The following is a 23,844-nucleotide window of genomic DNA, read 5'->3' on the forward strand; positions in this document are numbered from 1 at the left end:
CGCCCTGCGCCTCGCCCTCGCGCTGAGGAAGAATGGGGCGATGCGACACCTCCTCACCGCCCTGCTCGCCGCAACCCTCCTCACGGCCCACGCCGACGACCCGGCGCCCGCCGAGGCACGACGCGGCTTCATCGCCAAACCCAGCGGCCAGATCAAGGCCGACGACGGCCGCGTCGTCTGGGACTTTGCGGACTACGCCTTCGTGCAGGGCGAGGCGCCCGCCACCGTCAACGCCAGCCTGTGGCGCCACGCCAAGCTGAACAACGAGATCGGCTTGTTCAAGGTCACCGACGGCCCGGCAGGTGGCATCTGGCAGGTGCGCGGCTTCGACCTCGCCAACCTGACGCTGGTGGACGGCAAGACCGGCTGGATCGTCATCGACACGCTGTCCTCGCGCGAGACGGCCACTGCCGCCATGGCGTTCGCTCGCCAGCACCTGGGCAACAAGCCCGTGTCGGCCATCGTCTTCACACACAGCCATGCCGACCATTTCGGCGGCGCGCTGGGTGTCGTCAGCGCCGAGGACGCCGCGGCCCGCCAACTGCCCGTCATCGCGCCGGCCGGCTTCATGGAAGAGGCCACGAGCGAGAACCTGCTCGTCGGCACCGCGATGGGCCGGCGCGCGACGTGGATGTACGGCAACCTGCTGCCGCGCAACGCGACGGGCTCGGTCGACACCGGCCTGGGCAAGGCGCTGGCGCTGGGCCGGCTGGGCATCCTGGCGCCCACGCAGCTCGTCGAGGGCGATCGGCAGGAGCTGGTCGTGGACGGCCGCCGTCTCGTCTTCCACAACGTACCGGGCAGCGAGGCGCCGGCCGAGTTCGTCATCGAGCTGCCCGAGTTCAAGGCCTTCTGCGGTGCCGAGCTGCTCAGCCACAACCTGCACAACCTGCTGACGCCGCGCGGCGCCAAGGTGCGCGACGCGCTGAAGTGGGCCGGCTATCTGGACGCCGCGCAGGGCTGGGCGGCGGGCGCGGACGTCGTCTTCAACAGCCACCAGTGGCCGGTGTGGGGCGAGGCGCGCATCCGCCACTTCATCGCCGCGCAGGCGGACCTGTACCGCTTCATCCACGACCAGACGGTGCGTGGCATCAACGCCGGGCTGAACGCCGAGGAGATCGCCGAGCAGATGCGCCTGCCCCAGGCGCTGCAGGACGAGCTGGACATCCGCGGCTACTACGGCGCGCTGAAGTTCAACGTGCGCGCGGTCTACCAGTTCTACCTGGGCTTCTTCGACGGCCACCCCAGCCACCTCGACCCGCTGCCGCCCGTCGAGGCCGCGAAGCGCTATGTGCAGCTGGCCGGCGGGCCGGACAAGCTGGTCGCCGCCGCGCAGGCCGCGTTCGACAACGGCGACCACCGCTGGGCTGCCGAGCTGCTGCGCCATGCGGTGCTGGCCGATGCGGGCAACGCGGCCGCGCGCGAACTGCTGGCCCAGTCCTTCGAGCAACTGGCCTGGCGTGCCGAGTCAGCACCGTGGCGCAACTTCTACCTGTCCGGCGCGCAGGAAGCACGCGGCAAGGCGGCGCCCAAGGGCCTGGGCCTGGCGTCGCTGGGCGACCTGCTGCAGCACGTGCCCATCGAACGCTTCATCGAGCGCTCCGCCGCCTCGCTGGACCCGGCCAAGGCCGAGGGCGTCAAGCTCAAGGTCAACCTCGTCTTCAGCGACCTGGGCGAGACCTATGCGCTGGCCGTCGAGAACTCGGTGCTGCGCTACCGCAAGGGCGCGGCCGACCCCGAGGCCAACGCGACGCTGACGCTGCCCAAGGCGGTCTACCTGAAGCTGCTCAGCGGCCAGGTCAGCGCCCGCGAAGCGCTGACGGGCGGCGACGTGCAGTTCGGCGGCAACCCGCTGGCGCTGGGTCGCTTCTTCGGCCTGTTCCAGGCCGCGCCCGGCAACTTCCCCATCGTGACGCGATGACCGACACCCTCACCACCGACGATGGCCTGACGCTCCAACTGCAGCACTGGCCGACCGCCGCGCCGGCCCGCGGCCAGGTGCTCATCGTGCACGGCCTGGGCGAGCACATCGACCGCTACGCCCACGTGGCCGCCGCGATGACCGCGCACGGCTGGGACGTGCACGGCTGGGACCACCGCGGCCATGGCCGCAGCGGCGGCAAGCGCGGTGACATCCCCGGCCACGAGGCGCTGCTGCGCGACACGGCCCGCGTCATCGACGCGGTGCGCCGGCCCGGCACGCGCTTCATGCTGCTGGGTCACAGCATGGGCGGCCTCGTCGCGGCGCGCTTCGCGGTCGAAGCGCTCAGCGCCGCGCCGGCCGCGTGGAGCCGGCCGCTGGACGGCCTGGTGCTGTCGTCACCGGCGCTGGACGCCGGCCTGTCGGGCGTGCAGAAGCTGCTGTTGGGCGTGGCCGGTGCGCTGGCGCCGGGCGTGGCGGTGAGCAACGGGCTGAAGGCGGAATGGATCAGCCGCGACCCGGCCGTCGTGCGGGCCTACGAAGCCGACCCGCTGGTGCACGACCGCATCACCGCGCGGCTGACGCGCTTCATCGTCGACGAGGGCGCCTTTGTCATCGCCGCAGCACCCCGCTGGCAGCTGCGCACGCTGCTGATGTGGGCCGGTGCCGACCGCTGCGTCGCGCCACGCGGCAGCGAGGCCTTCGCGGCGGCTGCGCCGGCGAACGTCGTCGCGACCCGGCCTTGGCCGGGCTTCGCGCACGAGCTCTTCAACGAGCCCGGGAAGGCCGAGGTACTGAAGACGCTCACCGATTGGCTGAACCGCTGATCGCGTCCAGCCGGTCCACCACCAGCTCCAGCCGCAGCAGCGGGTTGTCCAGCGCCATCAGCCGCTGGCGTTCGGGCAGCGGCATCGGCAGCAGCTCGGCCCAGCGGTTGGCCAGCCAGCCGGCATCACCCCAGGCATAGGGCGGCTGGATGGGCAACTCATCCGGCGTGCCGCGCTGCTGCCAGCCGGCCAGCAGCGCCTGCAGTTGCAGCGCGGCCAGGTGCAGGTCGTCGGGCACCGGCACTTCGGCATCGTCGGGCAGCAGCGCCAGCGTGCCGACCCACAGGCCGTGGCTCAGGCAGCGCGAGCCCGTCAGCCTGAAGCGCTGCGCGCCGCGCGTGCGGATCTCGATGAGCCCGGCCTGCGCATGTTCGAAATGCTCGATGCGCGCCAGCGTGCCGATCGCATGAAAGGACTCGGCCTTGAAGCCTGCGCCGTCGCGCTGGCGCACCTCGCCGCCGTCGGTCAGCGCGACGACGCCGAACGGCTCGCCACGCGCCTGGCAGCGCCGCACCATGTCCAGGTAGCGCGGCTCGAAGATGCGCAGCGGCAGGTGCCCGCCCGGGAACAGCACGGAGCGCAACGGGAACAGCGGGGTCTCGGCGGCATCCATCAGCGCGTCTTCTCGGCGATGCGCTGCTTCAGCAGCGGCAGGATGGCCAGCGCCGCGTCGCGCCCGGCCTGCACGGCGCGGCGGCGGGCGGTGAAGTCGGCGCTGCCCACACCCTCCAGCCGCGGCCGGATGACGAGGTCGGCGTCCCGCAGCTCGAACATGTTGATGCTGCGGCCCATGATGGAGAAGGTCTGCATCAGCATGCGGAAGGCGTCGCCCGGCGGGTCCTTCTCGGGCGGCGACGTGATGTCCACGGCGATGACGAACTGCGCGCCCATCTCCCTGGCGAAGCGCACCGGCACCGGCGACACCAGGCCGCCGTCGACGAACTCGCGCTGGCCGATGCGCACCGGCTGGAACACGGCCGGCACGGCGCTGGATGCGCGCACCGCGGTGCCGGTGTCGCCGCTGCGGAACAGGATGGACGAGCCGTCGGCCAGGTCCGTCGCGACGATGCCCAGCGGCACCACCATCTGCTCGATGTTCTTGCCGCCGGTCTTGTCGCGGACGAAGCGCGCCAGCGCCTCGCCGCGGATCAGGCCGCGCAGCGGGAACGACCAGTCGGTGATCGCGCCCTCGTCCATGCCTTCGGCCAGCGCCTGCATCTCGCGGCCGCTCTTGCCCGACGCGTACAGCGACGCGACGAGGCTGCCGGCCGACGTGCCGGCCACGAGGTCGACCTTGATGCCGTTCTCCTCCAGCACCTGGATGACGCCGATGTGCGCGAAGCCGCGCGCCGCGCCGCCGCCCAGCGCCAGGCCGATGCGAGGGGGCTTGGGCGCGGGCTTGATGACGGGTGGCGGCTCGGCCGGCGGCGGGGTCACCACGACCACGGGCGGCGCGGGCGGCGGCGAAGTGAGCACGGAACAGCCCGCCAGCAAGGCGAGCGCGGCCACGGTCAGGGCGCGGCGGATCAGGTCAGGAGTCATCGGGAACGGGGAGCGGGCAACAACGCCGGAAGCGCCCCGCACCATACCCGAGTGAGGTGTCCGGCCCGTCAACCCAGCTTGTAGCTCTGCAGGTGGATGCTGGTCTCGGTGCCGGCGATGCCCTTGATGAGGCGCACGCGCTCCAGCACCTCGGCCAGCTCCTGCAGGTTGGCGCTGCGGATCTCGGCCAGCAGGTCCCAGCGGCCGTTGGTGTCGAACAGCCCGGTGATGCCCGGTTCGCCCAGCAGGATGGACACCACCTCGCGCGTGCGGTTGCCGTCCACGGTGATGCTCATCCAGGCGGTGATCTCGTCGGGCACCGAGTCGGGCCGCAGGCGCACCGTGTAGCCGGTGATGACGCCGCCATCCTCCAGCCGGGCGATGCGGTTGGTGACGGTGCCGCGCGACACCTGCAGCTTGGCCGCCAGCGTGGCGACGCTGGCGCGGGCATCGGTGCGCAGCAGCGCGAGAAGTTGCTGGTCCAGCGTGTCCATATCGGTCAAATTGTCAACTCAGGCTGTCATTTTGACAACTTGCCTCTCACTATTGAGCAGGATTTGCGCTTCTGTTTGACGCAGCGTCTCGAAAGAATGGCCCCAAGGCTTTTCACAACTTCACCGGAGACCGCCATGACCACCGTGCTCACCACCCAGGACGTCGCCACCCTCGTGCAACGCGTGGGACTTCCCGATTTACTGCGCCGCCTCGTCACCTACCTCGAATCCGACTACGGGCGCTGGGCGGCGTTCGACAAGACGCCGCGCGTCGCGGCCCATTCGCGCGACGGCGTCATCGAGCTGATGCCCATCGCCGACGACAGCCTGTACAGCTTCAAGTACGTCAACGGCCATCCCAGGAACTACCTGCACGGCCTGCCCACGGTGATGGCGTTCGGCGTGCTGGCCGATGTGGACACCGGCACCCCGCTGCTGCTGTCCGAGCTGACGCTGACCACCGCCATGCGCACCGCCGCGACGTCCGTCATGGCCGCCAAGCGCCTGGCCCGACCCGACAGCCGCGTGATGGCGCTGATCGGCAACGGCGCGCAGAGCGAGTTCCAGGCGCTGGCCTTCCACCACCTGCTGGGCATCCGCGAGCTGCGCCTGTTCGACATCGACCCGGCCGCCACCGCCAAGCTGGTGCGCCACCTGCAGGGCACGCAAGGCCTGACCCTCACCGTCTGCGCGTCCACCGCCGAGGCCGTGCGCGGGGCCGACATCGTCACCACCGTCACCGCCGACAAGGCCAACGCGACCATCCTGACGCCGGACATGATGGCGCCCGGCATGCACGTCAACGGCGTGGGCGGCGACTGCCCCGGCAAGACCGAGCTGCACCGCGGCGTGCTGGAGATGGCCCGCGTGTTCGTCGAGTACGAGCCGCAGTCGCGCATCGAGGGCGATGTGCAGCAGATGCCGGCGGACTTCCCTGTCACCGAGTTCTGGCGCGTGCTGGCGGGCGATGCGGCCGGCCGCGAGTCCGCGGGCCAGGTCACCGTGTTCGACTCGGTGGGCTTCGCGCTGGAAGACTTCTCGGCGCTGCGCCTGCTGCGCGACCTGAGCCGGCAACTGGGTCTGGGTGCACCCATCGACCTCATCCCGCAGATGGCCGACCCCAAGGACCTGTTCGGCGAACTGGGACTGAGCAGCAGCCGGTTGCAGGCCGCCTGACTCCTGAAGGCGGATGCCTCAAGAGGCCGCGGGGAAGCGGCCCCATGCTTTCCTCCTCTGACGCCGTTACATCCTGTCAATTCACTTGCGCACCGGTAGGGCTTGTGAACCAACGGCAAGGGCCGGTTGCCCTCTGGTTAAGGGCGTTTGGTCCTACATCCTGCACCCCCGCGGGGCGCCGAGGATGTGTCCACGCGATGACCTCGCGAGATCGATGCACCGGCCCATCAGGGCCATGCCCCCCGATGAATGGAATAGGAAAGCAGTACCCATGAAGCAAATCGCCATCACCCTCGCCGCCCTGGCCCTTGCCGCCTCCGCGCAGGCCCAGTCGACCAACATCAACAGCGCGTCCCCCTACGCCCTGCTGTCGCTCGGCCAGGGCCACCTGAACGCCGACTGCTCCGGCACGCAGACCTGCGACCGCAACGCATTCGGCGGCAAGGCCGTGCTGGGCTACTCGTTCGGCAACGGCTTCGCGCTCGAAGGCGGCTATGCCGATTTCGGCAAGTTCCGCGCCACGCAAGGTGCCACCGGCGTGAGCGCGAAGCCGCAGGCGCTGTCCATCGGTGCCGCCTACACCGCCGCGCTGACGCCGCAATGGGGCCTGACGGGCCGCCTGGGCGTCGCCCGCGTGCACACCAAGGTGAATGCCGAAGTGGGCTCGCTGACCGGCTCGGACAGCGAGAACAGCACGCAGCCGCTGATCGGACTGGGCCTGAACTACGCGCTGACGCCGACCACGCGCCTGGAACTGGGCGTGGACGCGACCCGCGCCGAATACATGGGCGAGCGCAGCAACGTGCGCATGGTGTCGCTGGGCGCGCGCATGGCGTTCTGACGCAGCCCCGCCCGCGACATCCGGGGCCGCCGAAAGGCGGCCCTTCTCGTTGGCGCTTCCTACACTGGGGCCATGGATTACGCGTCGTTGATCAGGGAAGTCGGCCGCGGTGCGCGAGGCGCGCGCGACCTCACGCGCGAGCAGGCGCACGACCTGTTCGGCGCGATGCTCGATGGCCACGTGCCCGACCTGGAGCTGGGCGCTTTGCTGATCGCGCTGCGCGTGAAAGGCGAGAGCGCGGACGAGCTGGCCGGCTTTCTTGCAGCGATGCAGGCGCGCACCGCGCCCCTGGCCGCACCGCCAGGCCCGCGCACCGTGCTGCTGCCCACGCTCAACGGCGCGCGCAAGCAGGCCAACCTGATGCCGCTGGTGGCGCGGCTGCTGGCCCGCGAGGGCGTGCCGGTGCTGATCTTCGGCCGGCACGACTTCGACAGCCGCGTCAGCCCCTTCGAGCTGCTCGACGCGATGGGCCTGCCCGCCAGCGCCACGCGGGCCGAGGCCGAACAGCGCCTCGCCAGCGACCGCCTGGCCGTGCTGCCCTTGCAATTGCTGAACCCAGGCTTGAACGCGCTGATGGCGCTGCGCCCGCGGCTGGGCCTGCGCAACAGCGCGCACAGCCTGGCCAAGCTGCTGGACCCCTTCCCCGCCGGCCGCGGCATGCGCGTCGTCGCGGTGACGCACCCGGAGTACCTGGACAGCATGGCCGCCACGTTGCCGGCCCTGACGGCCGTGCCCGGGGGCGGTGGCCGCGCACTGCTGATGCGCGCCAGCGAGGGCGAGGCCTACGCCCACCTGCGGCGCAAGGCCCACCTGGTCGGCTTCCAGGACGGCCTGGCGGCGGCGCTGCACGCGGCTGACACGACCGACCTGGACTGGCCGCTGTCGCCCGCCTGTGCACCTGCCGACAACGCGGCGCTGATCCAGGCGATGCTGGACGGCCGCGAACCGCTGCCCACGCGCATCGCCGAGCAGGTGTCGGCGCTGCGGCTGCTGGCCACAAACTGACATTGCTTATTCGACTTGGGTATATGGCCCAAGAAACTCTGTCGTTCTGTTGCGGCGCGGCATTCCCTAAAGTCGCGGCCTCGCCATCCCTGGCCCGTTGCTGCCCGATGTACCAGTACACCGATTTCGACCGCCACTTCGTCCGCCAGCGTGCGGCCCAGTACCGCGACCAGCTGGAGCGCCACCTGCGCGGCGAGCTGGGCACCGACGAGTTCCGCGCGCTGCGCCTGCAGAACGGCTGGTACATCCAGCGCCATGCGCCCATGCTGCGCGTGGCCGTGCCGTACGGCGAGCTGTCGGCGCGCCAGCTGCGCCAGCTGGCGCACATCGCCCGCACCTACGACCGCCAGCCCGACGGCCCGTTCGCCGGCCAGGGCGGCTACGGCCACTTCACGACGCGGCAGAACCTGCAATACAACTGGATCCCGCTGGTCGACAGCGCCACCGTCATGGAGCTGCTGGCCGATGTTGACATGCACGGCATCCAGACCAGCGGCAACTGCATCCGCAACATCACCAGCGACGCGTTCGCCGGCATCGCGCCCGACGAGATCGTCGACCCGCGCCCCTACGCCGAGATCCTGCGCCAGTGGAGCACGTTGCACCCCGAGTTCGCCCACCTGCCGCGCAAGTTCAAGATCGCCATCAGCGGTGCATTGGAAGACCGCGCCGCCATCGGCTGGCATGACATCGGCCTGCAGCTCAAGCGCGATGACGCCGGCCACATCGGCTTCCAGGTCTTCGTCGGCGGCGGCATGGGCCGCACGCCCATCCCGGGCATCGAGATCTCGCCCTTCGTCGCCTGGGACCACATCCTCGTCTTCATCGAGGCCGTGGTGCGCGTCTACAACCTCGCCGGCCGGCGCGACAACCTCTACAAGGCGCGCATCAAGATCCTCGTCAAGGCCGAGGGCCAGAAGTTCGTCGACGCGGTGAACGAGGAGTACCGCCGCATCCTGGCCGACGACCCGGCGGGCCACGAGCAATTGATCCCGCAGGCCGAACTCGACCGCGTGAAGGCCAGCTTCGTCGATCCGGCGGGCGTGAAGGCCGAGCCTGCCGTGACGCTCGACGACGGCGACCCGGCGTTCGCCCGCTGGCTGGCCCGCAACGTGCACGGCCACCGCCTGAGCGGCTACCGCGCCGTCACGCTCAGCCTCAAGCGCGTGGGCATCGCGCCCGGCGACATGTCTGCTGACGTGATGGATACCGCGGCCGCGCTGGCCGAGCGCTTCAGCCACGGCGAGCTGCGCGTGTCGCACCGCCAGAACCTGGTGCTGCCCTGGGTGCGCGAGGCCGACCTGGCCGAGCTGTTCCAGGCCGCACGCGCCGCCGGCTTCGCCACGCCCAACGCCGGCCTGCTGACCGACCAGATCGCCTGCCCCGGCGGCGACTTCTGCGCGCTGGCCAACGCCCGCTCGCTGCCGCTGGCGGCCGAGATCGCCGAGCGCTACCAGGACGTGGACGAGCTCGTGGACCTGGGCGAGATCGACCTGCACATCAGCGGCTGCATCAACTCCTGCGGCCACCACCACAGCGGCCACATCGGCATCCTGGGCGTCGACAAGGACGGTGCCGAGTGGTACCAGTTGACGCTGGGCGGCAGCGACGGCTCGACGCTGTCCGGCACGACGACGCCGGGCAAGGTCATCGGCCCGAGCTTCGCGGCCGACGAGATCGCCGACGCCATCGAGGCGGTGCTCAACACCTACCAGCGCGACCGCTTGTCCGGCGAGCGCTTCATCGACGCGGTCAAGCGCCTCGGGCTCGATCCGTTCAAGACCGCGGCCAACGCCGTGCGCGTGTCCACGGCCAAGGCACCGGCATGAAGTTCATCAACGCCACCACCTGCCCATGGAAGCACGCCATCGGCGAAGACGGCCCCAAGCCCGACCCCGATCCGGCACCCCACAAGCTGCTGTCGCTGGAGCAATGGCACGCGGTCAAGGGCCGCTGGCCGACCACGACGCCGGTCGCCATCGAGTTCCCGAACGACGCCGACATCACGCAGCTCGTGCCCGACCTGGACCGCATCGCGCTGGTGGTGCTGGACTTCCCGAAGTGGACCGACGGCCGCGCCTACAGCCAGGCCCATCTGCTGCGCACCCGCTACAGGTTCGTCGGCGCGATCCGTGCGCGCGGCGAGGTGCTGGTGGACATGATGCAGCTGCTCGCCCGCACCGGTTTCGACGAAGTGGTGCTGCGTGGCGACCAGTCCAAGGCGGCGGCCGAGAAGGCGCTGGCCTTCTTCAGCGACAAGGGCTTCTACCAGGGCGACGTGGCAGAGACGCGGCCATGGTTCCTGCGCCGGAGCGCTGCATGAGCGTCAGCGCCCTGCCCTGGGCTGCTGCGGCAGGACATGCCATTGGCCTGTACGCCAAGTGGACGCCGGCGCTGGACACCAAGATCGCTGCCGCGCTGCAACGGCTGACCGACGCCAGCATTGCGCACGGCGACGGCCTGGTGCAGAGCAGCAGCCTGGGCGTGGAAGACATGGTCATCACCGACCTGATCGCCCGCACCGGCCTGCCCATCGCCATAAGCACGCTGGACACCGGCCGCCTGCACGCCGAGACGCTGGCGCTGCTGCCGCAGATCAAGGACCGCTACGGCTTCGACGTCGAGGTCTTCAAGCCGGTGGCCGACGCCGTCATCCAGTTCGTCCGCAAGGAGGGCGAAGACGCGATGTACAACAGCATCGAGTTGCGCAAGGCCTGCTGCGGCATCCGCAAGATGGAGCCGCTGGGCCGCATGCTCAAAGGCCGCAGCGCCTGGATCACCGGTCTGCGCCGCGAGCAATCGGGCGCACGTGGCGACGTGGCCTTCGAGGAAGACGATGGCAATGGCCGCCGCAAGGTCAGCCCCATCGCCGACTGGACCTGGAGCGAGGTCTGGGCCTATGTCGAGAAGTACGCCGTGCCGTACAACCCGCTGCATGACCAGTTCATGCCCAGCATCGGCTGCGCGCCCTGCACGCGCGCCATCGCCGTCGGAGAAGATTTCCGGGCCGGGCGTTGGTGGTGGGAGGAATCGAACAAAGAATGCGGTCTGCACGCCAAATCATGAATGCTGCTGTGAAACCTGAACATCTGATCGCCGACATGGACCCGGGCCGAGCGCAGGGCCACTCCCAAGCCGGCCCGCATCCCCTCGGGGGATCGGCCGATGGACTCATCGGCCAAGGGGCAGACATGACTCATCTGGACGCGCTGGAAGAAGAAGCCATCTTCATCCTGCGCGAGGTGGCCGCGAGCTTCGAGCGCCCTGCGCTGCTGTTCTCCGGCGGCAAGGACTCCTGTGTCGTGCTGCGCCTGGCCGAGAAGGCCTTCAAGATGAAGAACGCCGCGCACGCCAGCGGCTATTCGGGCGCCCTGCCGTTCCCGCTGGTGCACATCGACACCGGCCACAACTTCCCCGAGGTCATCACCTTCCGTGACCAGCGCGTCGCGGACATGGGCGAGCGCCTGATCGTCGGCCACCTTGAAGACTCGATGGCCAAGGGCACCATCCGCCTCGCCCACCCGCTGGAAAGCCGCAACGGCCACCAGACGGTGACGCTGCTGGAGACCATCGAGGAGCACAAGTTCGACTGCCTGATCGGCGGCGCCCGCCGCGACGAGGAGAAGGCCCGCGCCAAGGAGCGCATCTTCAGCCACCGAGACAGCTTCGGCCAATGGCAGCCCAAGGAGCAGCGCCCGGAGCTGTGGACGCTGTTCAACACGCGCATCCGCCCGGGCGAGCATTTCCGCTGCTTCCCCATCAGCAACTGGACCGAGCTGGACGTGTGGCTCTACATCGCCCGCGAAAACATCCCGCTGCCGCAGATGTACTACGCGCATGAACGCCAGGTCATCCGCCGCAAGGGCCTGCTGGTGCCGCTGACCGACGTGACGCCGCCGGAAGCCGGCGAGACCGTCGAAACGGCCACCGTGCGCTTTCGCACCGTGGGTGACATGACCTGCACCTGCCCGGTCGAGAGCCCCGCCGCCAATGCGAGCGAGGTCGTGGCCGAGACGCTGACCGTCACCGTCAGCGAGCGCGGCGCCACGCGCATGGACGACCGCACGAGCGAAGCTTCCATGGAGAAGCGAAAGAAAGAGGGCTACTTCTGATGAAAGCGTTGCGATTCCTGACTGCCGGTTCGGTGGACGACGGCAAGAGCACGCTGATCGGCCGCCTGCTGTTCGACGGCCAGGCCATCCTGGCCGACCAGCTCGACACGCTGCAGCGCCGCGCCGCCGGCCGGCCCATCGACCTGAGCCTGTTGACCGACGGCCTGGAGGCCGAGCGCGAGCAAGGCATCACCATCGACGTGGCCTACCGCTACTTCGCCACCAAGACGCGCAAGTTCATCATTGCCGACGCGCCCGGCCATGAGCAGTACACGCGCAACATGGTCACGGCCGCGGCCGGCAGCGATGCCGCCGTCGTGCTGGTGGACATCACCAAGCTGGACCTGGCGCAGGACGAGGTGGTGCTGCTGCCGCAGACCCGCCGCCATTCGCTGCTGGCGCAACTGCTGCGCGTGCCCAGCATCGTTTTCGCCATCAACAAGATCGACGCGCTGGACGACCCGGGTGCCGGCTTCGCCAAGGTCAAGACGGCGCTGGACAAGTTCGCTGCGGCTGCCGGCCTGAATGTGGCGGCCACCGTGCCTGTCAGCGCGCTGCGCGGCGACAACGTCACCCAGCCGCTGGATGCCCCCTGGTGGAGCGGCGAAAGCCTGCTGCAGGTGCTGGAGCGCCTGCCCGCCAGTGCTGAGCGCACCGACGCACCGCTGAGCCTGCCGGTGCAGTATGTGCAGAAGGACGCCTACCAATCCAAAGGCACCGGCGTGCAGCCGCGTGTGCTGTGGGGCCGCATCGCGCACGGCGCCGTGAAGGCCGGCGACACCATCGAGGTGCTGCCGTCGAAGCAGACCGCTGTCGTGTCCGAGGTGCGCCTGGCCGGCGAGACCGTGCCCGGCGCCGAGGCCGGCGATTCCGCCGGCCTGGTGCTGGACCGCCAGCTAGACGTGAGCCGTGGCGACTGGATCGTCACACCCGGCTCCACCACGCAGACCAAGACCTTCCCGGCGACCCTCGCCTGGCTGGACACCGAGGCCGCCAAGCCCGGCCGCAAGTACTGGGTGCGCCACGGCAACCGCTGGGTGCAGGCGCGCATCTCGGCCATCGACTCGGTGCTGGACATCAACACCCTGCAGCCGCAGGACGCGCACGAGCTGCCCGTCAACGCCATCGGCCGCGTGCAGATGGAGGTGCAGCACGAGCTGCCGGTGGAGCCGTTCGCCACCAACCGCATCAGCGGGGCACTGATCGTCGTGGACCCCGCCAGCCACCGCACCAGTGGCGCGCTGCTGGTGGACGTGCAAGCCGCCGCCACGGCGGACGAGGCGTGGTGATGAGCGCCGCGCAGGGCCGCCCCAAGCAAGCTCGCTCCCGCTTGGCGGGACAGCACGCAGTGCGAAGGGTGCACCCATGACCGGACGTGTGATCTTCGTCAGCGCCGGCCCCGGTGCGGCGGACCTGATCACGCTGCGCGGCGCCCGAGCCCTCGCCCAGGCCGACATCGTGCTGGCCGACGCGCTGGCCGACCCGGCCCTGCGCGACCTCGCCCGCCAAGCCCGCTGGGTTCAGGTGGGCAAGCGCGGCTTCGAGCATTCGGCCAAGCAGACCGAAATCAACGCGCTGCTCGTGAAGGCCGCGCAAGAGCATGCCGTCGTCGTGCGGCTGAAGGGCGGCGACGCCAGCGTCTTCGGCCGCCTGGAAGAGGAGCTGGCTGCGCTGCATGAAGCCGGCATCGCCAGCGAGGTCGTGCCGGGCGTGACCGCCGCGCTGGCCGCCGCCGCCCATGCCCAGCGCCCGCTGACCCGGCGCGGCCGCGGCCGCAGCGTCAGCCTGACCACGGCCATGACCGAGACCGGCGAGCTGCGCGGCGCGCAGTCCGCCGACACCGAAGTCTTCTACATGGCCGGCCGCCAGCTCGCGGCGCTGGGCCGCCAGTTGCTCGCCGCCGGCTGGGCGGCCGACACGCCGGCGCTGGTCGTCAGCCGCGCCGGCTGCGCCGACGCGCTCAGCAGCGAACACCGCCTGGCCGACCTCGCTGGCGCCGCGCTGCTGCACCGGGGTCGCCCGACGGTTGTCACGGTCGGCGCGGGCGCGGCGGCGCTGGCCACCCCGGGCCAACCCACGCCGCCCTCTAAAATCGCTGTTTCGCCTGAATCCTTGAAGGCGCCCCTTACTCCGAGCTGCTCATGACCCACGTCGTCACCGAAGCCTGCATCCGCTGCAAATACACCGACTGCGTCGACGTCTGCCCGGTCGACTGCTTCCGCGAAGGCCCGAACTTCCTGACCATCGACCCGGACGAATGCATCGACTGCGCCGTCTGCATCCCCGAGTGCCCGGTCAACGCCATCCTGCCGGAGGAAGACGTGCCCGGTGACCAGATCCACATGATCAAGATCAACGCGGACCTGGCCAAGGGCTGGCCCAGCATCACCAAGCGCAAGGCCCCGCTGCCCGACGCGGACGAGTGGAAAGACAAGACGGGCAAGCTGCCCGAGCTGATCCGCTGAAGTCCGGCGCAGCGGCGCCACCGCTCATGCAAGCACCCGCTCCCCTCAGCACCGCGGTCGTCGAGACCGATGCGGTCATCGTCGGCGCCGGCCCGGTGGGCCTGTTCCAGGTCTTCGAGCTGGGGCTGCTCGAGATCAAGGCGCACATCATCGACAGCCTGCCCTACCCCGGCGGCCAGTGCATCGAGCTGTATCCCGACAAGCCCATCTACGACATCCCGGCCGTGCCCGTGTGCACCGGCAAGGAGCTGACCGACAACCTGCTCCGGCAGATCGCGCCCTTCGATGCGACCTTCCACCTGGGCCAGGAGGTCACCGTCGTCGAGAAGCAGGAAGATGGGCGCTTCGCCGTCGAGACCAACAAGGGCACGCGGCTGCTCGCCAAGGCCATCTTCATCGCCGGCGGCGTGGGCAGCTTCCAGCCGCGCACGCTGAAGATCGAGGGCGTCGAGGCGCACGAGGGTGCACAGGTGCACTACCGCGTCAAGACGCCCGCCGACTTCGCAGGCAAGCACCTGCTCATCATGGGCGGCGGCGACTCGGCGCTGGACTGGGCGCTGAACTTCTGCGCCGGCAACGCCGACGGCAACCCGCACAAGGCCGAGAGCGTCATCCTCGTGCACCGGCGCGACGGCTTCAACGCCGCGCCGGCCAGCGTCGCGAAGATGAAGGCCCTGTGCGACGCCCACCAGATGCAGTTCATCGTCGGCCAGGCCACCGGCATAGACGAACGCGACGGGCAGCTCACGGGCGTGAAGATCACCGGCAACGACGGCATCACGCGCGTGGTGCCCTGCGACCAGGTGCTGGCGTTCTTCGGCCTGTCACCGAAGCTCGGGCCGATTGCCGACTGGGGCCTGGCGCTGGAGCGCAAGCAGATCGTCGTGGACACCGAGAAGTTCGAGACCAGCGTGCCGGGCATCTTCGCGGTGGGTGACGTGAACACCTACCCGGGCAAGAAGAAGCTCATCCTGAGCGGCTTCCATGAGACGGCGCTGGCCGCTTTCGGTGCGGCGCCCTACGTGTTCCCGGACAAGCGCGTGCACCTGCAGTACACGACCACCAGCCCCAAGCTGCACAAGGTGCTGGGCGTGGATTCGCCGGTGTTCGACTGAACCCGGATCCGGCGGTCGGGTCGGCCTGACCTGTCGGCCCGGCGTGGTGAACATCGCGAAGCGCCGGGACTTTCGATGCAACGCCCGGGTGCACAGATCGAAAAGCTCGTCGTGCTGGCCGCAAAGGGTATTTGAATCCTCCACGGCATTCAATCGACCCTCGCACGGCGGGCTGTTTTCATTTGTAGCCCATTGCAAAGTCCGGCGCAGCAAACAGCAATGGACGGCAGCGCCATCGAGCGCCCAGCATGGATTCCACCGCGGCAGGTTTCCAGCGTGTTTGGAATCATTAAATACCGTGTCCACCGTGCGACGTATCATCACGGAACAGCCTGCAGCAAGCAGATGGCCGGCCTCCTGGAAACCCCGAACCCGGCGTCGCCTTGCGCCTAGGCCGCCAGTTTTGCTGGGGTTTTTCTGAAACACCTCGCACCCCGCACCAGGGGTGGAGCAATTCCCCTGATATCTGCCAGGGGTCGGCTAGCGAACCATCCGGTTACCTTAAATCCGGAGGTTGAGCGTGAAGTTCTCGATGAAGTCCGTGGCCCTGGCCGCATCCCTCGCCCTGCTGGCAGGCTCGGCGTCCGCCGCGCTGGCCAAGCGCGCGGCGCCGCAAACCCTGGCCGTGGACAACGGCTTGGCCGCCAGCACCGACACCGTGACCATTGCGGTGTCGTTGAAGGTCAACAACCTGGATGACCTGAAGGCCTTCGTCGCCTCGACCGTCGATCCCGCCAGCGCGAACTACCAGAAGTTCCTGACGCCGGAACAGTTTGCCGCCCGCTACGGCCAGAGTTCCGCCAACGTGCTGGCCGTGAAGGCCTACCTGGAGGCCAATGGCCTGACCGTGACCCAGGTGTTCAGCAACAACCTGGTCCTCATGGCCAGCGGCACCAACGCCCAGTTGAGCGCGCTGTTCGGCACCACGCAGCACAGCTTCACCTCGGCCTCCGGCGGCAACTTCCAGCGCGTGCTGAACCAGCCGGCCATTCCCGCCTACCTGCAGGGCGTGGTCGCCGGCATCCACGGCCTGAGCACCGAACCGCGCTTCCGACCGCACAACCGCCAGATCCCCGCCGAACTGGCCGTGGTGCAGCCCGCGTCCAAGGCGACGCTGTCGTCGACCGCCAGCCGGTCCACGCTGGCGGGCGCCGCCTCGCCCGCCGCCACGCCGGTCTTCACGAACCCGCAGAGCTACGGTGTGAAGCAGGTGGCCACCCGCTACAACGTGGACCCGCTGTACGCCGCCGGCTACAACGGCACCAACACCACGCTGGGCATCATGACCTTCGCCGGCTACACGGCCTCCTGGGCGACGACGTACTGGAGCGCCGTCGGCGTGACCCGGACGGGCACGGTGACCGTGATCAAGGCCTGCCCGGACGGCACCACCACCTGCACCATCGCCAGCACCGCCGCTGCCGGCTCGGGCGAGACCGCACTGGACGTGGAGCAGTCCGGCGGCCTGGCCCCGGGTGCCAACCTCCTCATCTACGAGGCGCCCAACACCGATGCCGGCGCCATCGCGCTGTACACCAAGGCCATCACCGACAACAAGGCCGACACGCTGTCCATCAGCTGGGGCCTGACCGAAGTGGCCTACGGCCCGACCGACCTGGCCCCCTACGACCCGCTGTTCCTGCAGGCGGCGGCGCAGGGCGTGCCCGTCACCGCGGCCTCGGCCGATGGCGGCGCCTACGACGCGGTGGGCCTGGGCTACCCCTTCCCCAACTATTCGCCGACGCTGGCGGTGGACTTCCCGGCCAGCCACCCCTACGTGGTCGGTGCCGGCGGCACGACGCTGCCGCTGTCGCTGAACCTGTCAGCCGGCACGGTCACGGTGCCCGCCGAGCGCCCCTGGGGCTGGGACTACCTGCAGGGCTACATCTCGTCCATCCAGTCCGCGGCCTACTACTACGCCAACTACTGGCCCGTCGGCGCGGGCGGCGGCGTGAGCGTGCAGTACGACCTGCCGGCCTACCAGCAAGGCCTGGCCGGCGTGCGCACCAGCATGCCGGGCCAGGCCATGGTCTGCCTGCAGACGACGGCCGCCAACACCAGCACCGGCACGCAGGCCTGCACCGTGGGCGATGTCGTGATGACGCCGCTGCCCGCCGGCTTCGCCGGCCGCAACGTGCCCGACATCTCCATGAACGCCGACCCGGAGACCGGCTACGCCGTCTACTCCGGCAGCTGGAGCACCGGCAACGGCGGCACCAGCTTCGTCGCCCCGCAGCTCAACGGCATCTTCGCCGTGCTGACGCAGAAGACCGGCCACCGCCTGGGCTGGCTGCACCCGCAGCTGTACGGCGCGTTCAAGACCTACGGCTACGGCAGCGGCTCGCCGTTCAAGGCGGTCACGACGGGCACCAACCTGTTCTGGCCGGCGACCAACAGCTACAACCCCGCGACCGGCATCGGCACCATCGACGCGAACAACCTGTCGTCGATCTTCCACTGACCGCGCCTCGAGCGCCGGGGCCCGTTTGCTTTCACCGGGCCCCGGCGATCTGCAGCCACCCCAACACAGGATTCATCCCCTCATGACAACCACCTCCACACGCCTGGCTTGCGCGCTGGCCCTCACCGCCGGCCTCGCGGGCGCTGCACACGCCGACAGCACGACCTACGTCTTCCTGAGCCCGGTCGGCGCCACGACCACCTTCTCCGGCGCCATCAACGACGTCATCGCCGCCGCCGGCAGCTTCACCGAGACCTTCGTCACCTTCGGCGCGCCCGCCGCGTCGGACATGACGTTCACGGCCGCCGCGGGCACCGGCATCACCTTCACCGGCATCACGCTGAGCTACTGGCTGGACACGACCACGCTGCCGCTGAACAGCGCCACCGTCACCGGCACCAGCATCAACGCCACGGCGCTGGACCAGATCAGCGGCACCTACCAATGGGTCGTCACCGGCGTGGCGGCCACCGCAGGCGCCAGCATCACCGGCACCATCCTGGAAGACACCAACATCGCCGCCGCCGTGCCCGAGCCCGGGACCTGGGTGCTGATGCTGGGCGGCATGGGCCTGATGGCCCTGACCGTCGGCCGGCGCCGCCGCCTGTAGGCGCGTCGGCGCGGTTGCTTCCGCATCCCGATCTCGCGCCCCTGGGAAGGGGCGTTTTCCTGCGCCTATAGAATCGGCGCCGCACCGGGCCCCGCGCCCAGTGCATTCGCTAGGGGTGTTGAGCCGGCCTCCGCCAGCTCGACTGAGACAGTCCCTTTGAACCTGACTGGAAGCGCAGCAATGCGCTTCAGAGTCCCCAACAGGGGATTCGAGGTAATCCTCGCGCAGGGAAGCAGCCGAATCGCAGGCCCTCCTTTTCTCGTCTCCCGGGGCCTGGCGTCTTCAGTGTTTGCCGACCTGCCATCGCTTGAACTTCGATGGCACAACCTACCCTTTCCCTCCTCGGCGCCGCCACGGCGCTCCTCGCAGCGGGCCTCGCTTCGGCGCAGACGCTGCCCGCGGTCAGCGTCACCGGCAAGGCCACCGAGGCCGCGCCCGGCCTTACCGGCTTCAGCGACCCACCCGCCAGGCTGCCCATGCAGGCCATCAGCCTGTCGGCCGAGCGGCTGGCAGACATCGGCATCACGCAACTGTCGGGCCTCACCAAGCTCGACGCGTCCGTCTCCGACAGCTACAACGCCGTCGGCTACTGGTCGCAGCTCAAGGTGCGGGGCTTCGACCTGGACAACCGCTTCAACATCCGCCGCGACGGCCTGCCCATCAGCGGCGAGACGGCCCTGTCGCTGGCCAACAAGGCCAGCGTGGAAGTGCTCAAGGGCAGCTCCGGCATGCAGGCCGGCACCAGTGCGCCGGCCGGCCTCGTCAACCTCGTCGTCAAGCGCCCACTCGCCGATGACGCGACGACGCTGACGCTGGGCGCCATCCAGGGCGGCACCGTGCAAGCCAGCGTGGACCACTCGCAGCGCTTCGGCGCCCGCCGCGAGTTCGGCCTGCGCGTCAACCTCGACGCCGCGCACCTGGACCCGACGCTGCGCAACAGCAAGGGCAACGCCCACACCGCTGCGCTGGCCGCCGACTGGCGCGTCAGCCCCGACACGCTGGTCGAGGCCGAGGTCGAGTTCAACAGGCAGAGTCAGCCCAGTCAGGACGGTTTCAGCCTGCTCGGCAACCGACTGCCCGATGCGAAAAGCGTCGACCCCAACCTGAACCTCAACAACCAACCCTGGACGCTGCCCGTCGTCTTCGACAACACGCACGCCTCGCTGCGCGTGCAGCAGAAGCTGGCCAGCGGCTGGCGTGCGCAGGCCAACCTGGGCATCCAACGCCTGCGCACGGATGACCGCAATGCCTTCGGTTTCGGCCTGGACTGCAACGAGACCAGCAGCTTTGAAGGCGCTTACTACTGCGACCGCTACGGCCCCGACGGCCGCTTCGACCTTTACGACTACCGCAGCGAGAACGAGCACCGCGACACGACCTCGCTCGACATCTCCGCCAGTGGCCCCGTGCGACTCGCCGGCCTGCGCCATGACCTGACGGTGGGCGGGCTGACCAGCCAGTTCAAGAGCCGCTTCCAACGCCAGGCCTACAACTTCGCTGGTGTCGGCAACGTGGACGGCAGCGCCATCACGCAGCCCAATCCCGCCCTGACCGGCGAGAACACCAACCGCGACGAACGCAGCAACGAGCTCTACCTGCGTGACCGCGTGGAACTCACCACCGACACCAGCGCCTGGCTGGGCCTGCGCCACACGCGGCTGCACCGCGAGAGCGTGCGCACCGATGGCTCGCGCCCGACCGACTACTCGCAAAACGTCACGACCCCGTGGGTCGCGCTCAGCCACGCCATCGCCGCGGACTGGCTGGTCTACGCCAGCTGGGGCCAGGGTGTCGAGAGCGAGGTTACGCCCAACCGCCCACGCTATGTCAACGCCGGCCAGGCCCTGCCCGCGCTGAAGAGTCGCCAGACCGAGCTGGGCCTGAAGACCGGCACCCAGCGCGTCGAGGGCTCGCTGACAGTGTTCGACATCCGCCGCCCGCTGTGGCGCGACATCGGCAGTTGCGACGCCGCCCTGAGCTGCCAACATATCGCCGACGGCTACGCCCGCCACCGCGGCATCGAGGCCAGCGCCGACCTGAAGTGGCGCGGCGGCGGCCTGTTCGCCAGTGCCACGCGCCTGCACGCGCGCCGTGAAGGCAGCGCGGACGCCACCCTCAACGGCCTCGTACCGCCCAACGTGCCCCAGACCACCGTCAAGGCCCAGCTGCGCCAGGACCTGCTGCCCGGCTTGCAGGCCCAGGTCGGCCTGCTGCATGAAGGCAGCCGCTTCGCCACGCCCGACAACAGCATCCCCGTGCCCGCCTGGACCGTGGCCGACGCCGGTCTGCGCTACCTGCAGAACGTGGGCAACCAGACCTGGATCTGGCGCGCCGGCGTCGACAACCTCACCAACCGCCGCGCCTGGCGTGAGTCGCCCTGGCAGTTCGAGCACAGCTACCTCTACCCGCTCGCGCCGCGCACCTTCCGAGCGAGTGTCGAGGTCCGCTTGTGAACCCCTCGAAAAAGCCTCTATAATCTTTGGCTCTGTTCCTCGATAGCTCAGTCGGTAGAGCGCCGGACTGTTAATCCGTAGGTCCCTGGTTCGAGCCCAGGTCGGGGAGCCAACAGAAATCAAGTCGCAAGACTCACGACGCACGCTGCAACCGCTTGGCGTGCCGACATAGAACCATTCCTCGATAGCTCAGTCGGTAGAGCGCCGGACTGTTAATCCGTAGGTCCCTGGTTCGAGCCCAGGTCGGGGAGCCAAATCAAAAGCCTCATTCGCGAAAGCGGATGGGGCTTTTTCTTTGCAACTGCGAGCCTTCCGACGCCCGGCCGTTGAAATTCATTCGGGTCGAGTGCTTCGATGAACCTCGCCGGTTCCCCACGAGGCCAACGCACCTCCGGCCCCGACAAGGCCTCAGCGCCCTTCCCTGTTGACGCGCCAGCCGCGCTCCAGTCCATCGAGCGCCGTCTTGCGCAGTTCAACCATGACCTCGGCCAGGCTGGGCGCCAACTCTTCCCAGGCGGCGGCGTCGAAGTGGCGGGGGCGGCGAAACTGCGACGTCTTGGCCCGCTGAAGGCGGCGTCCGGTGCAGCCGAAGACGATGCTGTTGCCGCGATCCTGTCCGCGCATGACGAGGATGCGGCCGTCGAATGCGCGGTTGATCCGCTCGACGTGCAGGGCGTAGTCGCAGTGACCCCTGTGCAGGTTGACGACCAGCAGGCCCTCGGGCTGCAGTGAATCACGGCAGTCGTCGTAGAAGGCTTGCGAGCACAAGGCGGGCGGGATGCCGTCGGGGTCGTAGCCGTCGACCATCAAAACGTCCATGCGGTGCGGCGGTGAGCGCACGAAGTCTGCGCCGTCGCCCCGGCGCACCGCGAAGAGATCGTCGTCCGGCGGCACGTGGAACACGTCTCGCAGCGCGATGACGTGCGGGTTGATCTCGACGACGTCGATGCGCGCCTTCGGCAGGTAGCTGCGGCAGAACTTGGCCAGCGAACCACCACCGAGACCGATCATGCCGATGGTGTCCGGCCTGTCGTTGAACAGCAGGAAGCCCATCATCGTGCGGGTGTAGTCCAGGTCCAGGGCCAGCGGTTTGAGCGACTGCATGCGGCTCTGGATTTCACAGATCGAGAAGTGCAGCGCCTTCGTCGTGGGCGTCTCGTAGACGAAGGGCTTGACGTGGTCTTCGGCGTTGGCGGTGTCAGGCATGGTCGGCGGGGGAGCGGAGTTGTCGGCGATCAAGTCGGCTGCACCGGGCGGCAAGGGCAGGCATCGACCGCGAAGCCTTCGGTGCCGCCGACGTTGAGCCCAGTCTCGGCAAGCTTCGGCAACGACCAATTCATTTCACATCATATGTGTTTGAAATTATCATGTAATTAACATAGGAGACTGCTGATGGAGCAGAAGACTGCCCGCCTGACCGTCCTGATCGATCCGGACAAGAAGAGGGCCTTTGAGACGCTGTGCGCCGAGCAGGACGTCACGCCCTCGCAGGTGGTCCGGCGCCTCATCCGCGACTACCTGGCGGCCCATGGTGTCGACTTCGGCGCCGGAGACACCGGCGCACCGAAAGCCAACTGACCGATTACCGCAGGAAAGAACTGGCCCGCCCGCCCGGCCGATGCCCGCCCCTGCGCAGTCCTCGCTGGTGGTCAAGGTGGGCACCAAGGTCAAGAACGTCCGCTTGGCCGACAGCGACCACGACATCGATTGCAAAATCGACGGCGTCGGCGCGATGGGCCTGAAGTCGGAGTTCGTGAAAACGGCCTGACCCGCGCCGCGGCGCCGCCCACGGGCTTTCCCCGTGTCGGGATCTTTGACATGGCGCTCGCTCGTGGGGCGGCCAATGCCCCGTCTTGGTGAATTCCTACAGGGAAGCTCACTGGATGGAACGAAGCTTGCATGTTCCTGTCGCTTCTGCGGGCAAATCGGCCTGCTGGACACCGATCTCAATGTTGCAAGGAACCACCATGCGTGTTCTATCCCCCTCTCTGAAGGCAGTGCTGGCATCAGGCGCAGTCACCGTGGCGGCCCTGGGGCTGGTCGGCGGCGCGAGCGCCGCGACTGTCGTGACCGCCTTCGACTCCAGCTATATCGCAAACGGCCAGTGGTACCAGAGTTCGTTGACGGCCGGCGGCACCGCGTCCACCCAGAGCCTGGCGGGCAAGGGCGGCAACCTGGAAGGCAGCGCGCCCCTGTCCAGCGGCGCCGCCCTGTTGACGACGGACAACACCAACGTTGCAAAGACCGAGGTCTCGGTCGCCGACAACTACGGCAAGGCCGGCGACATCCTGAGCAGCCTGAAACTGGGCTATGACTTCTATCGCTCCAATGCCGCAGGCCAGAACGCCGCCGCGGCGCCGTCGCTGAAGCTCACGTTCTACAACCCCAACTACGTCGGCGACGGCTTCGTCACGCTGATCTATGAGTCGTACTGGCAGGGCAGCAACCCCACGTCGGATGTGTGGACCCATGTGGACATCGACTTCTCCAGCGGCCTGTTCTGGCAGAACGGCGGCTTCGGTCAGGCCAACAGCGCGGGCGGCCCGCCGCTGAACACGCTGTCCGGCTGGCTGGCGGCTTTCGACGGCGGTTTCAGCGACGCCTCGCTGGTGAGCGTCACCATGGGCCTGGGCTCGTACAACCCGGGCGTCACCGGGTATTTCGACAACGTGTCGATCAGCCACACGTCCGGCAACGGTTACGCCCGCACCTACGACTTCGAGGCAGACGCCGGGACCGTGCCCGAGCCGGCCAGCCTGGCTTTGGCCGGCATCGCACTGGCGGGCATGAGCGCAGCAGCACGCCGCCGCAAGACCCGCTGA

22 protein-coding genes, 2 tRNA genes and 1 pseudogene are annotated in these 23,844 nt (G+C 69.0%); 21 read left to right on the plus strand and 4 right to left on the minus strand.

From position 1 onward, the window contains the following. Positions 1-40: 40 nt before the first annotated feature. Positions 41-1,921: an alkyl/aryl-sulfatase gene (locus tag ACO07H_RS17600; protein WP_422016491.1), complete on the plus strand. Its 1,881-nt coding sequence runs from the start codon at positions 41-43 to the stop codon at positions 1,919-1,921. After that, a complete protein-coding gene (locus tag ACO07H_RS17605) occupies positions 1,918-2,748 on the plus strand; it encodes an alpha/beta hydrolase (protein ID WP_422016493.1) in 831 nt (276 codons plus the stop codon). Before ACO07H_RS17600 ends, ACO07H_RS17605 begins: the two co-directional genes overlap by 4 nt. Here the strand turns inward: ACO07H_RS17605 and ACO07H_RS17610 are convergent. The 3 genes from ACO07H_RS17610 to ACO07H_RS17620 form a co-directional block, all read right to left on the minus strand. Then, a complete protein-coding gene (locus ACO07H_RS17610; RefSeq protein ID WP_422016495.1) occupies positions 2,726-3,361 on the minus strand; it encodes an LON peptidase substrate-binding domain-containing protein in 636 nt (211 codons plus the stop codon). The genes ACO07H_RS17605 and ACO07H_RS17610 overlap by 23 nt on opposite strands. Further along, positions 3,361-4,290, minus strand: coding sequence for a patatin-like phospholipase family protein (locus tag ACO07H_RS17615; protein ID WP_422016497.1), 930 nt, complete (start codon positions 4,288-4,290; stop codon positions 3,361-3,363). The genes ACO07H_RS17610 and ACO07H_RS17615 overlap by 1 nt, the downstream gene beginning before the upstream one ends. Before the next feature lie 68 nt (positions 4,291-4,358). Beyond that, positions 4,359-4,784 (minus strand): Lrp/AsnC family transcriptional regulator, encoded by a 426-nt coding sequence (locus ACO07H_RS17620; RefSeq protein ID WP_422016499.1) that lies wholly within the window; start codon positions 4,782-4,784, stop codon positions 4,359-4,361. Between the two features lie 135 nt (positions 4,785-4,919). On the opposite strand from ACO07H_RS17620, the gene ACO07H_RS17625 reads away from it, so the two are divergent. From ACO07H_RS17625 to ACO07H_RS17700, 16 genes are all read left to right on the plus strand, one after another. Continuing rightward, the gene (locus ACO07H_RS17625) at positions 4,920-5,960 is read left to right on the plus strand and encodes an ornithine cyclodeaminase (protein ID WP_422016501.1); all 1,041 of its coding nucleotides are present in this window, start codon (positions 4,920-4,922) and stop codon (positions 5,958-5,960) included. 271 nt (positions 5,961-6,231) lie between these two features. Next, a complete protein-coding gene (locus ACO07H_RS17630; protein WP_422016503.1) occupies positions 6,232-6,801 on the plus strand; it encodes an outer membrane beta-barrel protein in 570 nt (189 codons plus the stop codon). Positions 6,802-6,873: 72 nt separating this feature from the next. Continuing rightward, entirely contained in the window at positions 6,874-7,806 is a 933-nt protein-coding gene (gene ybiB, locus ACO07H_RS17635) for a DNA-binding protein YbiB (RefSeq protein ID WP_422016505.1), read from the plus strand. A 107-nt stretch (positions 7,807-7,913) separates the two neighbouring features. Then, positions 7,914-9,635, plus strand: coding sequence for a nitrite/sulfite reductase (locus ACO07H_RS17640; RefSeq protein ID WP_422016507.1), 1,722 nt, complete (start codon positions 7,914-7,916; stop codon positions 9,633-9,635). Then, entirely contained in the window at positions 9,632-10,129 is a 498-nt protein-coding gene (locus tag ACO07H_RS17645) for a DUF934 domain-containing protein (protein WP_422016509.1), read from the plus strand. The genes ACO07H_RS17640 and ACO07H_RS17645 overlap by 4 nt, the downstream gene beginning before the upstream one ends. Then, positions 10,126-10,872 carry a phosphoadenylyl-sulfate reductase gene (locus tag ACO07H_RS17650; protein WP_422016511.1) on the plus strand — a complete coding sequence of 249 codons (747 nt, stop codon included), beginning with the start codon at positions 10,126-10,128 and terminating at the stop codon, positions 10,870-10,872. The genes ACO07H_RS17645 and ACO07H_RS17650 overlap by 4 nt, the downstream gene beginning before the upstream one ends. A gap of 125 nt (positions 10,873-10,997) precedes the next feature. Next, complete coding sequence (gene cysD / locus ACO07H_RS17655) at positions 10,998-11,918, plus strand: sulfate adenylyltransferase subunit CysD (RefSeq protein WP_422016513.1); 921 nt, start codon at positions 10,998-11,000, stop codon at positions 11,916-11,918. Next, entirely contained in the window at positions 11,918-13,207 is a 1,290-nt protein-coding gene (locus tag ACO07H_RS17660) for a sulfate adenylyltransferase subunit 1 (RefSeq protein WP_422016515.1), read from the plus strand. Before cysD ends, ACO07H_RS17660 begins: the two co-directional genes overlap by 1 nt. A gap of 76 nt (positions 13,208-13,283) precedes the next feature. Continuing rightward, positions 13,284-14,063, plus strand: a complete 780-nt coding sequence (cobA, locus tag ACO07H_RS17665; protein ID WP_422016517.1) for a uroporphyrinogen-III C-methyltransferase — start codon at positions 13,284-13,286, stop codon at positions 14,061-14,063. Beyond that, positions 14,060-14,383 (plus strand): ferredoxin FdxA, encoded by a 324-nt coding sequence (fdxA, locus tag ACO07H_RS17670; protein WP_422016519.1) that lies wholly within the window; start codon positions 14,060-14,062, stop codon positions 14,381-14,383. The genes cobA and fdxA overlap by 4 nt, the downstream gene beginning before the upstream one ends. A gap of 26 nt (positions 14,384-14,409) precedes the next feature. Further along, entirely contained in the window at positions 14,410-15,498 is a 1,089-nt protein-coding gene (locus tag ACO07H_RS17675) for an NAD(P)/FAD-dependent oxidoreductase (RefSeq protein ID WP_422016521.1), read from the plus strand. Positions 15,499-16,018: 520 nt separating this feature from the next. Further along, entirely contained in the window at positions 16,019-17,959 is a 1,941-nt protein-coding gene (locus ACO07H_RS17680) for a S53 family peptidase (RefSeq protein WP_422016523.1), read from the plus strand. 82 nt (positions 17,960-18,041) lie between these two features. Further along, positions 18,042-18,569, plus strand: coding sequence for an FxDxF family PEP-CTERM protein (locus ACO07H_RS17685; protein WP_422016525.1), 528 nt, complete (start codon positions 18,042-18,044; stop codon positions 18,567-18,569). Positions 18,570-18,886: 317 nt separating this feature from the next. Continuing rightward, on the plus strand, positions 18,887-21,022 hold the full coding sequence (locus ACO07H_RS17690; protein WP_422016527.1) for a TonB-dependent siderophore receptor: 2,136 nt from the start codon (positions 18,887-18,889) through the stop codon (positions 21,020-21,022). Positions 21,023-21,058: 36 nt separating this feature from the next. After that, positions 21,059-21,134 (plus strand) — tRNA-Asn (locus ACO07H_RS17695). 66 nt (positions 21,135-21,200) lie between these two features. Beyond that, positions 21,201-21,276: transfer RNA gene (locus ACO07H_RS17700), tRNA-Asn, on the plus strand. A gap of 154 nt (positions 21,277-21,430) precedes the next feature. Here the strand turns inward: ACO07H_RS17700 and ACO07H_RS17705 are convergent. Continuing rightward, positions 21,431-22,228, minus strand: a complete 798-nt coding sequence (locus tag ACO07H_RS17705) for a transferase (protein WP_422016529.1) — start codon at positions 22,226-22,228, stop codon at positions 21,431-21,433. Between the two features lie 186 nt (positions 22,229-22,414). Between ACO07H_RS17705 and ACO07H_RS17710 the strand changes: the two genes are divergently transcribed. The 3 genes and pseudogenes from ACO07H_RS17710 (at position 22,415) to ACO07H_RS17720 (ending at position 23,844) form a co-directional block, all read left to right on the plus strand. Beyond that, entirely contained in the window at positions 22,415-22,600 is a 186-nt protein-coding gene (locus ACO07H_RS17710) for a CopG family transcriptional regulator (protein ID WP_422016531.1), read from the plus strand. Between the two features lie 58 nt (positions 22,601-22,658). Then, a pseudogene (locus tag ACO07H_RS17715) lies at positions 22,659-22,790 on the plus strand (PhnA domain-containing protein); the annotation flags it as partial. Positions 22,791-22,989: 199 nt separating this feature from the next. Continuing rightward, positions 22,990-23,844 (plus strand): PEP-CTERM sorting domain-containing protein, encoded by an 855-nt coding sequence (locus ACO07H_RS17720; protein WP_422016533.1) that lies wholly within the window; start codon positions 22,990-22,992, stop codon positions 23,842-23,844.

This window comes from Roseateles sp. (genome assembly GCF_965229315.1).
In the GTDB taxonomy this organism is placed as follows: Bacteria; Pseudomonadota; Gammaproteobacteria; order Burkholderiales; family Burkholderiaceae_C; genus Pelomonas.